The organism is Pseudomonas sp. BS3767, assembly GCF_900099665.1.
Lineage (GTDB): Bacteria > Pseudomonadota > Gammaproteobacteria > Pseudomonadales > Pseudomonadaceae > Aquipseudomonas > Aquipseudomonas cerasi.
In genome coordinates this window covers 437,297-455,846 of the sequence record NZ_FNCX01000001.1, presented here as the reverse complement: position 1 = coordinate 455,846, position 18,550 = coordinate 437,297, and the positions used below count along the sequence as shown (strand labels likewise).

Here is an 18,550-nt window from a genome sequence, read left to right as displayed (position 1 = left end):
CCGGTTTGCCGATAGGGATCGAGCCATCGCCGACCGACGTAATCTCGTAGGTCGCGGAAAAGGTCGTCGCCTCGGTCGGGCCATAGCCATTGAGCAGATGGTGTGGAGGATTGTTCGCCAGCACTCTGTTTATAACGGCAGGGTCCAGCACATCGCCGCCGACGATCAGGTAGCGCAGACGTGAAAACGCTTCGCCCAGCCCCGAAGCGTATTGATGGAACAGCCCTGCGGTCATCCACAGCACGGTTACCGATTGCTCCAGCAACAGGCGCTGGAAATCGCGCGGGGACAGCAAGTCATTCTGCCCGATCACCACCACGCAACCGCCATTGAGCAACGGTGCCCAGACATCCAGCGTACTGGCATCAAACGCCGGGTTGGAGGCAAACGCTACGCGATCCTGAGCATTGAAATCGGCGTAACCGTTGTTGATCACCAGACGGCTGATGGCGCGATGCGGCACCAGCACACCTTTCGGGGTGCCCGTCGAGCCGGAGGTGTACATGATGTACGCGACACTTTCGCTGGACTGCGGCAATGCCAGATCAGTGTCTTTCAGGCCGTCCAGCGTCAGATTGTCGAGGTCAACACGCTGCGCAGCGGTCGTCAGCGACATCTGGCTATGGGTCAGCAGAACACGCGCCTGACTGTCTTCGATCATGAACGTCTGACGTTCGACCGGTGCATTGATGTCCAGCGGCACGTACACCGCCGAGCACTTGAGCACCGCCAGCTGGCTGGCGAGCAGGTCGAGGCTGCGTTCCAGCAGGATCGCTACGCTGTCACCCGGCTGCACACCGAGCCCCAGCAGATGCCGCGCCAGGCGATTGGCCCGGGTGTTGAGTTCGGCATAGCTCATGGCCACGCCATCGTGGATTGCAGCGCAAGCTTTGGGGCACGCCCGTACCTGGGCTTCGAACAGACTCTGCACGGTCTGCTGCTGTGGGTAATCCCGCGTGGTGTCGTTGAACGCCACCAGCAGTTGCTGCCGTTCGGCTTCCGGCACTACCGGCAGATCGCACACCACCGAATCCGCCGCGAATTCAAGGGCTTTGACCAAGTGGCTCAAGGTGGTCTGCATGTAGGCGCAGATGCGCCGCGCATCAATACCGGTCACAGCCTGCACATTCAGCCTGAAACCCGTACCCAGGTCATCGACGTTCACAATCAACGGATAGTTGGTTCGCTCTTCACTGCTCAGGGCATGGATACCCTGCCAGGCCTGGGTGTCCCGCTCGGAGACGTTGCCAACCGCACTGTGGCGGTAGTTGAGTAGCGCATTGAACAATGGCAGCGGCGCGGCCACGCCACTGCAACGCTGGGCGAGCACCAGCGGCGCATGCTCGTGACCGAGTAATGCCGTCAGTCGCTCGTGAGTCGCTTTTAAACCCTCGAACACTGTTATCGCACCGACGTCCACGCGCAGGGGCAACGTATTGATGAACATGCCCAAGGCACGGTCGGCGCCCTCACTGCTCTGCATCCGGCCCATCAACACTGTGCCGAACACTACGTCGCGCTTGTCCGACAAATTGCCCAGCACCTGGGCCCAGGCCAGATGCACCAGGCTGGCGGCACTCACACCCTGTTGCCGGGCCTGAGCTCGCAGGCGCAGATTCAGTTGGGCGTCCAGCACCAGGCTGGCTTCTTCAATATCACGACCGTCGCCCTGCACATTCCCCAGGCCGAACGGCAGCGTCGGCTCGTCGATATCGCCCAGCATGTCGCGGAAGAACGTTTCGTGATCTGCCTGGCTGACACCCAGGCGTGCCTGGGCCACATAGTTGCGGTATGGCACGGGCACCGACGCTGCCAAGGCTTCGGCCTCGTCAAGCAGACAGCTCTGTATTTCGTGCTTCACCACTTCCAGCGCGGCGTGGTCCAGGGCCATGTGATGGAACAGCAACATCGCGCAAATCCGCTGGTTGAGCGGATCTGCGGCATAGGCTACGCGCATCAAGGGAGCCTGACCGATGTCCAGACGGTAGTGACGCGGGTCGAAACGGCTGTGCAATTGCTCCGCGATACCACCGTTTGCCGGATCCAGTTCAAGCGCTTCAAGGTGCAACCGGGCTTGACGCCAGACCACCTGGACCGGGGAGTCGAGACCTTGCCACACCACGCTGGTGCGCAGGATATCGTGGCGGTCGATAACTGTTTGCAGTGCGTGAACAAAGGCGTCCATGCGTTCGCGGTCGTCAAAGACGAACTGAGTCTGCAACACATAGGGGTCGCCGGTTTCGGCTGACAGGTGGTGATAGAGAATACCTTCCTGCAACGGCGCCAGCGGGTAGATGTCCTGCACATTGGCCACGCCGCCCGGCACGGTGGCTAGGACTTGATCGATCTGCACCTGCGTCAGGTTGATCAACGGCAGCAGCTCAGGCGTAATTTGCTGGCAATCGTCATTAATGAGATTGGCCGGCACCACTATCTCAGTGCTACCACCGATTGCTGCGGCCAGTGCGGCCAGCGTGGGCTGGCCGAACAGCGCACGCACGTCGACGCTCAGGCCTGACTGGCGCATATGACCTATGAAACTGACTGCCAGCAGCGAGTGACCGCCCAGTTCGAAGAAGTTGTCGTGACGACCGACCTGCTCGACGCCCAGCAATTCTTGCCAGATAACCGCGATCTGCGTTTCTGTTTCGCCCTGCGGCGCTTCGTAGCCACGGCTGATCAGCGAGTCACTGTCGGGTGCTGGCAGTGCTTTGCGATCCAGCTTGCCGTTGGGGGTCAGCGGCAGCTTATCCAGCATCACGTAAATGGCTGGAACCATGTACTCCGGCAACCGTTGCTGCAAATGACTGCGCAGGCTGTCGATGTCCACTACGGTGTGCCCGGCCGCCAAGGTGTAATAGGCCACCAGACGCTTGTCGCCGGGAATGTCTTCGCGAGCCGTCACCACCGCTTCATGGACGGCCGGGTGTTTAGCCAGACGCGCATCGATCTCGCCCAGTTCGATACGGAAGCCACGGATCTTCACCTGATCATCGTTACGGCCCAGGTATTCGATATTGCCGTCTGGCAGATAGCGACCCAAGTCGCCAGTGCGGTACATGCGTGCCGCTGGGTTTTGGCTGAACGGGTCCTTGAGGAAGCGTTCGGCAGTGAGGTCGTCACGGTTCAAATAACCCCGCGCCACACCGGCTCCGCCGATGTAGATCTCACCCGCAACACCCAGTGGAACAGGCTGCTGTTGCTCATCCAGCAGGTAAAACTGGGTGTTACCGACCGGTTTACCAATGTGCGGAGCGAAGCCGTCTTCGCGATCCATCGCCACCCAGCTTGAATAGGTGGTGGTTTCCGAAGGACCGTAGAGGTTGCACAGGCGCTGCACGCCTGTTTTTTCGAACAGGTTTTCTACCAGACTGCGCTTGAGCGCTTCACCGGCCACGTTCACCGTGTGAACCGTGGCCGGCAGCCCCTCAACGTCCAGCAGTGCTTTAAGCGCCGACGGTACGGTGTTGATCAGGCCGATATCGTGCTCGCCGTGTTGCAGTTCCAGCACGTTTTTGACGACTTCGATGCTGCCGCCCGAGGTCAGTGGCGCAAAGCACTCGTAGACGGCGAGGTCGAAGTTCAGCGAGGTGGAGAACAGCGTTTTTTCCAGTGCCGACCCGTCAAAAGCCGTGTGTGCCCAGCTCAGGAAGTTCACGGTGTTACGGTGTTCGATCATCACGCCTTTCGGCAAGCCGGTCGAACCCGAGGTGTAGATCAGGTACGCCAGATGCGCTGAGGTCAGCCCAGGTACCTGCGGATTCTGGACGGATTGGTCCTGCCAATCGCTCAGATCAAGATTGATCACAGGCACCGAAACGTCGGCCAGCAGGCCCTGAGTAGCGGTTTGAGCCAGAACGGCTGCCGGAGCGCTGTCCTGCAGCATGTAGGCAATACGTTCTGCCGGGTAAGCCGGATCGAGCGGCACATAGCCGCCGCCCGCTTTGAGAATCGCCAGCAAACCGACGACCATTTCTGCGCTGCGTTCTACACAGATACCGACTCTGGAATCCGGCTGCACACCCTGCTTGCGCAAGGCATGGGCCAGGCGGTTGGCCTGCTCGTTCAGCTCGCGATAGGTCAAGCGCTGTTCGCCGTGAATCACTGCCAGCGCGTCCGGTGTGCGCTCGGCTTGCGCTTCAAACAGGCCATGGATGGTCTGCTGTTGCGGATAGTCCAGCGCCGTGTCGTTGAACCCCAGCAGCAACTGCTCACACTCGTCGGCCGGCAGGATCGGCAGGCTATCGAGGGCAGTGTCTGGTGATTGTTCCAGCGCGATAAGCAGATTTTTCAGTGCGGTCTGCATATAGCCGCAGACACGTCCGGCGCCAACCTTGCCGGTCACCAGCACCGACATTCTTAAGCTGTCACCCCGGTCATCGACGTTCAAGGTCAACGGATAGTTGGTCCTTTCCCCGCTGCTGAGCATGTCGATACCGCGCCAGGCCTCGATCGACTCATCGGAGGGTTCGGTCACGCCGCTGTGGCGGTAGTTGATCAGCGCGCTGAACAGGGGTAAGGGCGCTGCCACACCGCTGCAACGCTGCGCCAGCACCAACGGCGCGTGTTCGTGGCCAAGCAACGCGGTCAGGCGGGCATGAGTCGCCCGCACTCCGCCGCGAGCGCTCTGCCCCGCCATATCGACGCGTAACGGCAAGGTATTGATGAACATGCCCAACGCCCGTTCGGCGCCTTCGCCACTTTGCATACGGCCCATCAACACGGTGCCGAATACCACCGTGCGCTTGCTCGACACCTTGCCCAATACCTGAGCCCACGCCAGGTGCACCAGACTCGCGACGCTTACCCCCAATTGCCGTGCCTGAGCGCGCAGGCGCAGAGTGAGCCGACGGTCCAGAATCAGGTTGCTGTCTTCAATGTCGTGGCCATCACCCTGCACATCCAGCAGGCCGAACGGCAGCGTCGGCTCGTCAATGTCCCCCAGCAGCTCGCGGAAAAACGCTTCATGAGCTTCGCGGCTCATGCCCAGACGGGCTTGGGTCACATAGTTGCGATACGGTATCGCGGCGTCGAGCTGGTCCGCTTTGCCGAGTAGCCGGGCTTGCATGTCATTAAGCACAACGTCCATCGATTTGTGGTCGAGAACCATGTGATGGAACAGCAATATCGCCACCCAACGCTGGTTGGGCTGGTCTTCGGCGAAGGACAGTTGCAACAGCGGTGCCTGGCTCATGTCTAGCCTTGAGTGACGAGGGTCGAAGCGCTGTTGCAACTGATCCATGACCTGGCCATCGGCCGGATCGAGTTCGACCTGCTCCAGAAACAGCAGAGCCTGACGACAGACCACCTGCATCGGTGTTGCCAGACCTTGCCAAAGCACCGCAGTGCGCAAGATGTCGTGACGGTCGATCACACTTTGCAAGGCATCGACAAAGGCGTTCAGACGCTCGCGGTCAGCAAAGGCGAACTGCGTCTGTAACACATAGGGGTCGCCGACCTCGGCGGCCAGATGGTGATAGAGAATGCCTTCCTGCAGCGGCGCCAGCGGGTAGATATCCTGCACATTCGCCGCACCGCCTGGCACGCTGGCGACAATGAGGTCAATGGCGGCCTGATCGAGATCGGCCAGCGGCAGCATCTCCGGCGTAATGCGCATGCAGTCGTCGGGGATAGCATTTTCGGGGACTGTTACGTCACTTGCGCCGCCGCCCACGGCCGCAGCCAGCGCGGCGAGGGTCGGCTGGCTGAACAGTACGCGAACGTCTGCGCTCAAGCCGGCCTGGCGCATACGTTCGATCAGGCTGACGGCCAGCAGCGAATGCCCGCCCAACTCAAAGAAATGGTCATGTCGACCGACTTGCTCAACCTGGAGCACTTCGGCCCAGATCGTCGCCAGCAGGTTTTCCACTTCACCTTGCGGCGCTTCGTAGCCACGGCTGATCAATGCCTGCGCATCCGGTTCGGGCAGCGCTTTACGGTCAAGTTTGCCGTTGGTTGTCAGCGGTAGTGCATCGAGGCGCACATAGGCTGCGGGCACCATATAGTCCGGCAGGCGGGTTTGCAGATGGCTGCGCAGTGTCTCTATTTCCAGTGTTCGCTGAGCCTCATGCACAGTGAAATAGGCCACCAGGCGTTTCTCTCCTGCGTCCTGTCGCACCAGCAGCGCTACTTCGTGTACCGCAGGGTGTGTGGCCAGAACGGCCTCGATTTCGCTCAGCTCAATGCGGAAACCGCGAAGTTTCACCTGGTCATCGTTACGGCCCAGGTATTCGATGTTGCCGTCTGGCAGATACCGGCCAAGATCGCCGGTACGGTACATGCGTGCCGCTGGTCGCTGGCTGAACCGATCCTGCAGGAAGCGTTCGGCGGTCAGTTCGTCACGGTTCAGGTAGCCCCGCGCTACACCGGCGCCGCCGATGTAGATCTCGCCCGCAACGCCCAGGGGGACGGGCTGTTGCCGTTCGTCCAGCAGGTAAAACTGCGTATTGCCAACCGGTTTGCCGATATGAGGAGCGAAACCGTCTTCGCGATCCATCGCTACCCAGCTTGAGTACGTGGTGGTTTCCGACGGGCCATAAAGGTTGCACAGGCGCTGCACGCCGGTTTTTTCGAACAGGTTTTCCACCAGACTGCGCTTGAGGGCCTCCCCGGCCACATTCACGGTGTGGACCGACGTCGGCAGTCCTTCTACATCCAGCAAGGCCTTGAGCGCCGACGGCACGGTGTTGATCAGGCCGATATCATGTTCGCCGTGTTGCAGTTCCAGAATATTTTTAACCACCTCGATCCTGCCGCCCGAGGTGAGTGGCGCAAGGCACTCGTAGACGGCGAGGTCGAAGTTCAGCGAGGTGGCAAACAGTGTTTTTTCCAGCACAGAAGCGTCAAAGGCTTTGTGCGCCCAGGTCAGGAAGTTAACGGTGTTGCGGTGCTCGATCATCACGCCTTTCGGCAGACCGGTGGAGCCCGAGGTGTAGATCAGGTAGGCCAGGTGCGCCGAAGTCAGCCCCGCCACCTGCGGATTCTGGACGGATTCGTCCTGCCAATCGCTCAGGTCAAAATTGATGACGGGCATCGAAATATCGGCCAGCAAGCCCTGAGTAGCGGTGTGAGCCAGCACGGCTGCCGGAGCGCTGTCCTGCAACATATAAGCAATACGTTCCGCTGGATAAGCCGGGTCGAGCGGCACATAACCGCCGCCCGCCTTGAGAATCGCCAGCAACGCGACGACCATTTCCACGCCTCGTTCGACACAGATCCCGACTCGCGAATCCGGTTGCACTCCCTGTTTACGAAGGGCATGGGCCAGGCGGTTGGCTTGCTCGTTGAGTTGGCGATAGCTAAGGCGCTGTTCACCGTGAACCACTGCTACAGCATCCGGCGTGCGCTCGACCTGCACTTCGAACATCCCGTGAATGGTCTGTTGGTGCGGATAATCCAGCGCGGTGTTATTGAACCCCACCAGCAACTGCTCGCGCTCCTCGGCAGGCAGGATCGACAACTCTTGTAAGGAGGCTTGTGGTGTCTGCTCCAGCGCCGTTACCAGGGTTTCCAGCGCCATCTGCATGTAATTGCAGACGCGTTTGGCGCCGATTGACGAAGTGACCAACGCCGTGAGGCTGAACCCCTCACCCAGGTCATCGACGTTCAACGTCAATGGATAGTTGGTGCGTTCTTCGCTGTTCAGGGCATAAATACCCTCCCAGGCCTGGGCGGTCCGTTCTGAAACGCTGCCAGGCGCACTGTGGCGGTAGTTGAGCAAAGCGCTAAACAATGGCAGTGGCGCGGCCACACCACTGCACCGCTGGGCGAGCACCAGCGGTGCATGCTCGTGGCCGAGCAAGGCAGTCAGTCGTTCGTGAGTCGTTTTTAATCCCTCGACCACTGTTATCGCACCAACATCCACGCGCAGTGGCAACGTGTTAATGAACATGCCCATGGCGCGGTCAGCGCCCTCACCACTCTGCATACGGCCCATCAATACCGTGCCGAACACCACGTCACACTTGCTCGATACATTGCCCAACACCTGGCCCCAGGCCAGATGCACCAGGCTGGCGGCACTTACACCCTGCTGCCTTGCCTGAGCCCGCAGGCGCTGATCCAGCCGGGCGTCCAGCGTCAGGCTGGCTCCTTCGATATCACGACCGTCGCCCTGCACATCCTGCAGGCCGAACGGCAGGGTCGGTTCTTCGATGTCGCCAAGCATCTTGCGGAAGAATGTTTCGTGACTGGCCTGGCTGACACCCAGGCGTGCCTGGGCCACGTAGTTGCGGTACGGCACCGGCACCGACGCTGCCAAGGCATCGGCCTCGCCGAGCAACCCGCTCTGTATTTCATGCTTCAACACTTCCAGTGCCACATGGTCGATGGCCATGTGATGAAACAGCAACATCGCCAGCCAGCGGCCGTTGAGCGGATCATGGCTGAAGACAATGCGCATCAGGGGCGCGTGACGCACATCGAGGCGGTAATGCCGGGGATCGAAGCGCTCGTGCAATTGCTCATCAACCGGGCCGTCTGCCGGGTCGAGGAGCAGCTCGGTGACTTGCAGTTCGGCTCTGCGCAGCACCACTTGCACCGGCTCGGCGAGACCCTCCCACAGCACGGCGGTGCGCAGGATATCGTGCCGGTTGATCACGCCTTGCAAGGCGCCGCTGAAAGCGTCCAGTCGTGTCCGGTCAGATATCTCGAACAGCGCTTTCAAGGTGTAGGGGTCGCCCCCTTCTGTACTGATGTGGTGGTAGAGAATCCCTGCCTGCAGAGGCGCCAATGGATAGATATCCTGCACATTCGCCATGCCACCCGACACGCTGGCAGCTATCTGATCGATCTGCATTTGGCTCAGGCTGATCAGCGGCAACAGTTCAGGGGTGATGTATTCACAATGTTCGGGAATCAGATTGGCCGGCACCACGACTTCCGTGCCACCACCGACCGCAGCTGCCAGCGCCGCCACGGTCGGCTGGCTGAACAGCACGCGAACGTCGGCACTCAGGCCGACCTGACGCATCCGCTCGATCAGCGTCACTGCCAGCAGCGAGTGGCCACCCAGTTCGAAGAAGTGATCATGGCGACCCACCTGCTCGACCTTGAGTACGTCTGCCCAGATTGAGGCCAGCAGGGTTTCGAGCTCGCCTTGCGGTGCTTCGTAACCATGGCTGATCAGCGACTGTGCGTCCGGCGCTGGCAGGGCCTTGCGGTCGAGCTTGCCGTTGGCGGTCAGCGGCAGCGCATCGAGCTGCACGTAGGCTGCCGGTACCATATAGTCCGGTAACAACCCTTGCAGATGGTTACGCAGGTGTTCGATGTCCGGTGCAGTTTCAGGCTGCTGCGCCGTGACATAAGCGACCAGACGCTTGTCGCCAGGCTCATCCTGACGGCACAGCACCACGGCTTCACGAATATCCGAGTGCTCGGCCAGGCGTGCTTCGATTTCACCCAGTTCAACGCGGAAACCACGGATTTTCACCTGATCGTCATTACGACCCAGGTATTCCAGATTGCCATCTGCGCGCCAGCGAACCAGGTCGCCAGTGCGGTACAGGCGAGCCTGTGGGGCGCTGTCAAACGGGTCGGCGACGAACTTCTCAAGAGTCAGTTCATCACGGTTCAAATACCCCCTGGCGACACCCTGTCCACCAATATACAGCTCGCCGGGCACGCCCAAAGGCACTGGCTGGCCTTGGCTGTCGAGCACATACAGGCAAGTGTTGCCCACCGGTTTGCCGATAGGGATCGAGCCATTGCCGACTGACACAATCTCGTAGGTGGCGGAGAAGGTCGTCGCCTCGGTCGGGCCATAACCGTTGAGCAGATGTTGCGGCGCATTGTTCGCCAGTACCCGGCCAATAACGGCAGGGTCCAGCACATCACCGCCGACAATCAGGTAGCGCAGGCGCGAAAAGGCCTCGCCCAGACCCGAGGCGTATTGATGGAACAATCCGGCGGTCATCCACAGCACGGTTACGGCTTGTTCCAGCAGCAGGCGCTGGAAATTCAGCGGCGAGAGCAAGTCGTGCTGCCCGATCACCACCACACATCCACCATTGAGCAGCGGCGCCCAGACATCCAGGGTGCTGGCGTCAAACGCCGGGTTGGAGGCAAACGCTACGCGATCCTGAGCATTGAAGTCGGCATAACCGTTGTTGATCACCAGCCTGCTGATGGCCCGGTGCGGCACCAGTACACCTTTCGGAACACCCGTCGAACCAGAGGTGTACATAATGTAGGCGACACTTTCGCTGGACTGCGGCAATGCCAGATCAGTGTCTTTCAGGTCGTCCAGGGTCAAATCGTCGAGATCGATACGCTGTGCACCACTCGTCAGCGATACGTGGCTACGAGTCAGCAGGACACGCGCCTGGCTGTCCTCGACCATGAACGCCTGTCGCTCTACAGGCGCGTTGACGTCCAGCGGCACGTACACCGCCGCGCATTTGAGCACTGCCAGCTGACTGGCGAGCAAATCGTGGCTGCGTTCCAGCAGGATCGCCACGCTGTCACCCGGCTGCACACCGAGCCCCAGCAGATGCCGCGCCAGGCGATTGGCCCGGGTGTTGAGTTCGGCGTAGCTCACGGCAACACCATCGTGGATTGCCGCGCAAGCTTCGGGGTACGCCCGCACCTGAGCTTCGAACAGGCCATGCACCGTCTGTTGCTGCGGGTAATCCCGCGCGGTGTCGTTGAACGCCACCAGCAGCTGCTGGCGCTCGGTTTCCGGCACAACCGGCAGGTCGCACACGGCTGAATCCGGTGCGGATTCAAGGGCCTCGATCAGATGACTCAAGGCGGTCTGCATGTAATCGCAGACCCGCTGGCCATCGAAACCGGCTGCAACCTGCACGCTCAACAGGAAGCCTTCGCCTTGATCGTCCACCGACAGACTCAACGGGTAGTTGGTCCGTTCGCGGACGCCGAGCACCTGAGCATCCGCCCACCGCTCGCCACCGCTGGCTTCGCGCGCCGGGCTATGGCGGTAGTTGAGCAGCGCGCTGAACAGCGGCGACGTTGCGGAAACCGCACTGCAACGTTGAGCCAGCACCAATGGTGCATGTTCGTGGCCGAGTAATGCAGTCAAGCGGTTATGGGTCAGACGCACGGCCTGACGTACGCCGCCGCTACCGACATCGACCCGCAGCGGCAAGGTATTGATGAACATCCCCAGCGCGCGGTCGGCGCCCAGGCCGCCTTGCATGCGTCCCAGCAACACGGTGCCGAAGACCACGTCTTCACGTCCACTAGCGGCGCTCAGCACTCGTGCCCAGGCCAGGTGGTGCAGGCTTGCTGCACTCACCCCCAGTTGCCGAGCCTGAGTGCGTAGACGTTGACACAGATCAGCCGGAAGATCATGGCGAACCTCCTTGACGCCCTGCCCATCACCCTGAACCTCAAGCAGGCCGAACGGCAGGGTCGGTTCATCGACATCACCAAGCATCTCGCGGAAAAACGCTTCGTGTTGCTCGCGACTCACGCCCAGACGGGCCTGACCCACGTAATTCCGGTAAGGCATCGCCGCCGGCAGTTGCGCTGCGGTACCTTGCAAGTGAGCGAGCATTTCTGCGCTCATCACGTCCAGCGCGGTGTGGTCGAGGGCAATATGGTGGAAAAGCAGGATCGCCACCCAGCGCTGGTTCTCAGAGTCCTCGGCGAAGGCCAGGTGAATCAGCGGGGCCTGCCTGAGATCGAGGCGGCACTCGCGCGGATCAAAACGGTTCTGCAACTGAGCGACGATATCGCCGCCGTCCGGGGCCAGGGTGATCTGCTCCATCGACAGCTCGACCCGGCGCAGAGCGACTTGCAGCGGTTGCTCCAGATCTTCCCAGACCAGCGCCGTGCGCAGGATGTCATGGCGATCGATCATCGCCTGCAAGCCTTCGGCAAAGCGTCGTACGTGTGCCGGGTCGCGCAGGGCGAAGGTCGCTTGCAGCAGATACGGGTCGCCCTGTTCGGCAGCAATATGATGGTAAAGAATGCCTTCCTGCAACGGCGCCAGCGGGTAGATGTCCTGCACGTTCGCTGCGCCACCGGGAACGCCGGCGACAATACGCTCGATACTCGCCTGGTCCAGTGCTGTGAGGGTCAGCATGTCCGGGGTGATGTGCCTGCAGCCCTCGGGGATGCCGTTGGCGGGCACCTCGATCTCGATGCCGCCGCCTACGGCCGCCGCGAGTGCGGCAAGGGTCGGTTGGCCGAACAGCACGCGCACATCGGCACTCAGGCCAGCCTGGCGCATGCGCTCGATCAGCTTCACCGCCAGCAGCGAATGACCGCCCAGTTCGAAGAAATGGTCCTGCCGACCGACCCGCTCCACACTCAGTACTTCGCACCATAGTGCGGCCAGCGTGGTCTCGGTGTCGCCAAGCGGCGCCTGATAGTCGCGACTGGCGAAAGCATCGGCCAATGGCTGTGGCAACGCACGACGATCCAGTTTGCCATTGGGCGACACCGGCAGTTTTTCCAGGTGTACATAGGCTGCCGGGACCATGTAGTCAGGCAGCAGAGCCTGTAAATGCAGGCGCATCTGGTCGGTCTGGGGCACAACCTGGCCGGCCTGCACGCTGAAATACGCCACCAGGCGCTTTTCACCTGGAACGTCCTCGCGGGCCAGCACTGCCGTATCGCGCAGGCCTGGATATTGACCAAGGCGTGCCTCGATTTCCCCCAGTTCGATACGAAAACCACGCACCTTGATCTGATCGTCGTTACGGCCCAGGTAAACAATCCTGCCGTCCGCCTGCCAGCAGGCAAGGTCGCCGGTCTTATACAGGCGCGCGTGTGGGTTGCCGACATAGTTGCTCGCAAACGGATCAGCGATAAAGCGTTCGGCGCTCAGGTCATCGCGGTTCAGGTAGCCACGGGCGACAGCTGCGCCACCGATGTACAGTTCACCCGCGACGCCCACCGGCACCGGGCGCATGTGTTCGTCGAGCAGGTAGATGCGGGTATTGGCCACCGGCTGGCCGATGCTTGGCAAGGTCGGCCAGGCCTGTGGATCGCCATCGAGAGTCAGCGCCGTGACCACGTGGGACTCGGTCGGGCCGTAGTGATTATGCAGGCGGGCATCGCTCAGACGGGCGAATAACTGCCGCATCGGTTCGGTGATTCGCAGTTGTTCACCCGCAGTGATCACGTCCTGCAACAGGCACTCAGGCTGTTCAGGCTCGTCAACCACGGCCTCGGCCAATGCCTGCAGGGCAATACACGGCATGTACAGGCGTTCGATACGCTGCTCGCAGATATGCTCGAACAGGCGGCGGAAATTCAGACGAGTATCAGCGTGGATCAGCGACAGCTCGCCACCTGCGCACAAGGTGCTGAAGATTTCCTGAAAGGCCACATCAAAACCCAGTGCTGCGAACTGCAAGGTACGTTGCCTCGGGCGACGGTCCTCGACAGACTGGGCGATCTGCCAGTGCATCAGGTTGACCAGCGGCGCATGGGGCATGGCCACGCCTTTTGGCTGACCGGTAGAGCCCGAGGTGTAGATCAGGTACGCCAGGTGCTGCGCGCCAAGCCCTGCGAGCTGCGGGTTGGTTGCCGGCGCGCGGTCGATACCGCTCTCGGCGCGGGCCTCAGCTTCCAGCAGCAACACCGGCATGGCGGCCTGCGCAAAGCGCTCGCGCAAACCACGTTGGGTCAGCAGCATTTTCGGTGCGCTGTCCTCAAGCATGTAGGCCAGACGTTCTTCAGGGTAAGAAGGGTCGAGTGGCACGTAGCCTGCGCCGGCCTTGAGAATGCCCACCAGGCCGGCGATCATTTCCAGACTGCGTTCCACACAGATCGCTACGCGGTCATCAGCACCAACGCCTGCAGCGATCAACCGGTGGGCAATCTGGTTGGCCCACTGATTGAGCTCGGCGTAACTCAGGCGCTGGCCTTCGTAGGTGACCGCCACCGAATCGGGCTGCGCAGCTGCCTGAGCTTCGAACAACTGGTGCAGCAAAAGGTCTTGCGGGTAGGCGCTATCGAACGCGTTGAAATCTTCCAGCAATTGGCGACGCTCGTGCGCGGGCAGCCAGTCGAGGCTGTGCAAGGCAGCATCGGGCCGGTTGTCCAGCGCGTCGGCCAGTTGTTCCAGCACCGTGTGCATGTAACCGCAGATGCGCCGGGCATCGATTCCGGCCACCGCCTGAACGGTCAGACCGAAGGATTCGCCGAGGTCGTCTACCGATAACGACAGTGGGTAGTTGGTGCGCTCTTCACCGCCGAGTACCTCGACACCGCCCCAGAGTCTGGTCTGCCCAGCCTCTTGGGGTGTCTGGGCGCCGACCGCGACATGGCGGTAGTTCATCAGCGCACTGAATAACGGTGTCGGTGCTGCTACGCCGCTGCATCCCTGGGCCAGTGACAACGGTGCATGCTCATGACTGACCAACGCCGCCAACCGGGCGTGAGTGGTGCGCACTGCAGCCTCAATGCCCTGCTCTCCGGCAGCGACGCGCAATGGCAAGGTATTGATAAACATGCCCAAGGCCCGCTCGGCGCCTTGACCACTGAGCAGGCGGCCCATCAACACGGTACCGAACACCACATCCTGACGCCCCGACAGGCGCCCGACCACCTGGGCACAGGCGAGGTGATGCAGGCTGGCATTACTGACGCCCAGGCGCCGCGCATGGGCGCGCAGACGTCCGGCCAGTTTCGGCTCAACCGGCAATAGCGCTTCGTCGACTCCGCTGCCGTCGCCTTGCACGTCTTGCAGGCCAAATGGCAGGGTCGGCTCGTCAACATCTGCGAGCATGTCGCGGAAAAACGCCTCATGCTCCTCGCGGCTTACGCTCAATCGCGCCTGAGCCACATGATTCCGATACGGCACCGACGCGGGCAGATGTTCGCCGCGCCCCTGTCTGAACGCATCGATCTCTGCGCCCAGCAAGGCCAGCGATGTGGCGTCGTCGATCAGGTGATGGAAAAGCAGCACCGCAACCCAGCTTTGGTCGACGGGATCTTCGGCGTAGTGCAGGCGCATCATCGGGGCCTGATGCAGGTCCATGCGTATCCGCCGTGGATCGAACTGTGCCTGCAACTGGGCCGCAACATCACCTTGATCCGGGTGCGGTAAAAACGCCTCGACCCGCAGTCGTGCCTGACGCCAGACCACCTGCACCGGCTCGTCGAGTTCTTCCCAGGCCACAGCCGTGCGCAGAATGTCGTGACGATCGATGACTTGCTGCAAGGCTTCCGTAAAGTCCAGCAGTTGCTCGAAGCTATCGACTCGCAACAAGGCCTGCAACAGGTATGGATCACCCTCCTCATTCGCCAAATGGTGATAGAGGATGCCTTCCTGCAACGGCACCAGCCCATAGATATCCTGCACATTACTCACACCGCCCGGCACGCTGGCGACCACCCGGTCGATCTGGGCCTGGGTGAGCGCGGCCAGAGGCAGCATGTCCGGGGTAATGTGCCGGCAATAGGCGGGAATCTTATTGGTGGGCGCCTGCACCTCTGTGACCTTGCCGCTGGCTGCCGCCAGCGAGGCCAGGGTTGGCTGGCCGAACAGCACGCGCACGTCGGCATTCAGACCGATGTCGCGCATGCGTTCGATCAGTTTCACCGCGAGCATCGAATGCCCACCCAGCTCGAAGAACTGGTCATGGCGGCCTACCTGCTCGACGCCCAGCAACTCGGTCCACAACCCGGCCAGGCGGGTTTCCGTCAGCCCTTGCGGTGCCTCGTATTGACGCCGGGCATAAGCTTCGGCCGAGGGCAGCGGCAGTGCCTTGCGGTCGAGCTTGCCATTGGCGGTCAGCGGGAACGCCTGCAGACTGACAAAAGCGCTTGGCAGCATGTGCTCGGCGAGCGACAGGCGCAGCTGTTCACGCAAATAGGTAGCGTCGGGTTCCAGGTCTGCTGTGCCGATGACATACGCCACCAGACGCTTGTCGCCCGGTTCGTCTTCACGCACCACGACCACAGCTTCGCGCACGCCTTGGCAGGCGCTCAATTGAGCTTCGATCTCGCCCAGCTCGATACGGAAACCGCGAATCTTTACCTGCTCGTCGTTGCGGCCCAGGTATTCCAGGCTGCCGTCCGGCAACCAGCGACCCAGATCGCCAGAGCGGTACATCCGCGCGCCCGGTTCCGAAGCAAATGGATCATCGAGAAAGCGCGTCGCGTTCAATTCGTCGCGATTGAGGTAGCCACGGGCCACGCCTGCCCCGCCGACGTACAACTCGCCCACCGCACCCGGTGGCAGCGGATGGCCATAGGCATCGAGCAAATAAAGTTGCAGGTCGGGGATGCGCTTGCCAATCGGGCTGGCGCCCACGCGCTGGGCGTCTTCAGGCTGCAACGGATAGTAGGTGACGTGCACGGTGGTTTCGGTAATGCCGTACATGTTCACCAGTTGCGTGTCAGCGTTCACGCTGCGTGCGTACCACGGCTTGAGCATCGCCGTATCCAGTGCTTCACCGCCGAAAATTACCTGGCGCAGCGAATGTGCCTGTTCCTTTTCTCCCTGGGCCGCAATCAATTGGCGAAACGCACTCGGCGTCTGGTTGAGCACCGTAACACCTGCACTGCACAGCAGGTCGTGGAAGTCTTCAGGCGAACGGCTGACCAGTTGCGGCACGATCAGCAGACGTCCGCCGTGCAGCAGCGCGCCCCAGATTTCCCAGACTGAGAAGTCGAAGGCAAACGAGTGGAACAGCGCCCAAATATCCTGTTCATTGAAACCGAACCAGTCCCGGGTGGCCGAGAACAGTCGTGCAACGTTGCGATGCTCGACCATCACACCCTTGGGCAGGCCGGTGGAGCCGGAGGTGTAGATGACGTAGGCAAGGTCGCTGGGTTTGACCGCTACTTGCGGATTGCAGGCGCGTTCATCCTGCAAGTCGACATCGTCGAGATAGATCAGCGGCACATCCGACACCGGCAACGCCTGTTGTACTGATTGCTGGCTCAACAATGCTACCGGCGCACTGTCGCCGAGTGTGTAGGCCAGACGCTCGAGCGGGTAAGCAGGGTCCAGTGGCACGTAACCGGCGCCGGATTTGAGGATCCCCAGCAAGCCGATAATCATTGCCGGGCCGCGTTCGACGCAGATCGCTACACGATCGTCCGGGCGTACACCCTGTGCCAGCAAACGATGCGCGACCTTGTTGGCACGCGCGTTGAGTCCACCGTAGCTCAGGGTCTGCCCTTCGAACATCAGCGCGACGGCGTCTGGTCGCTCTGCGGCGCGGGCTTCAAACTGCTGGTGGATCGTCAGGTACTCGGCGGAATGTGGCTGACCGGCATTCCACGTCTGAATCTGCAAGGCGTCGGTCTTGCTGATCAGCGAGAACTCATGCACTGGCAGTTGTTCGTTCGCCAGCCCCTGCTCCGTGACTTGCTGCAAGCGCTCGGCAAGCGGGACGATCTCGTCGTGCTGAAAATAGGCCTCGTTGTAGATGTAGTGCAGCCGCGATTCAGTGTCGCAAGCGTTGCTGCGCAGGTGGATGGCCAGCGGTGTCTGCTCGTGGTTGTTTGAACACTTGAAGGCGCGGGCGCTTGCCTGACCGAAGCGAAGCAGTTGGTTTTGGCGCTCATAAGAAAACGTCAGGTCGAACAATTGCGTACGCTCGGCACGGCGCAATTCCAGCAAGCTGTTAAGGTCGCTGACCGGAAACCGCTGGTGGCGGTAATCCTGCTTGACTGCCCGACAGATGCCCTGGACCAGTTCAGCGAACGTCAGGTCGGGACTGAATTTCAGACGCACTGAACTGAGCTGGGTAAAAAGCCCCAGGGTCTTTTTGTAGCTGGCAGTGGAACGGTTGAGAATCGGCAAGCCGATGACCAGTTCATCACGCTGACAGGCGCGGGTGAAGTACACGTACAGCACTGCCAGATGAACGTGGAACGACGAGGCGTTCAGTCGCAGGGCCAGCTCCTCGATCTGCTGCTCCAGGCCACGGTCCATGCCGTAGCTGAGGTGGCCGCTGCGGCTCGTCGCCGGGTGCTGAATCCGAGCCTGGTGACGTGGCGCCAGCAATGGATCGGGGATGTCGCGGTATTTGTCCAGCCAATAGGCCTGATCGAGAGCAAAGCGTGGCGACTCGCGATACTGGCGGTCGTCCTTGATGAAATCGACATAGGACGGTGCCGCCAGATCGGGCACACGTTGATCGTGCAATACGCTGTAAAGCTCACTGACGGACGCACAGAGCCGGTCGATGCCCCAGCCATCGAGCGCAATGTGGTGGGCATGAATCACGAAGTAGAAACGCTGTGCTTCGAGCTTGAGCAAATGCACTCGGAACAGTGGTCCACCTTCCAGCTTGAACGGTTGTTCAAGCTGAGTCTGCATCCAGTGTTCGGCTGCCTGACGCGGGTCGTCCCGCCCTTGCAGGTCAAACGGTGTCACAAGCATCGGCATGCTCGTGGCGAAGGTCTGCATCGGCACGCCTTCCTCGTCCCGCTCTTCGAGCAGGACCATGCGCAGCGCATCATGCTTCTCGATCAACAGGTCCACGGCTCGCTGGAATATCCCGGAATCGAAGGGGCCTTCGATCTCCACGTAGCCGCCGATGTTGTATAGCGGCGAGTCGCCCTGGGTCATCTGGTCCAGCCAGATATTGCGTTGGGCAGCGGTCAGGACAAATGCCAT

General features: G+C 61.2%; 1 protein-coding gene (only partly in view). It reads right to left on the bottom strand.

What is annotated here, in order from left to right; translation table 11 throughout:
* On the bottom strand, nucleotides 1-18,550 hold the 5' portion of the coding sequence (gene sypA / locus BLR16_RS01655; protein WP_074807769.1) for a syringopeptin non-ribosomal peptide synthetase SypA. The gene continues 7,157 nt to the left of window position 1, outside the view; only the first 18,550 of its 25,707 coding nucleotides appear in the window; its start codon is at nucleotides 18,548-18,550; its stop codon lies beyond the left edge, outside the window.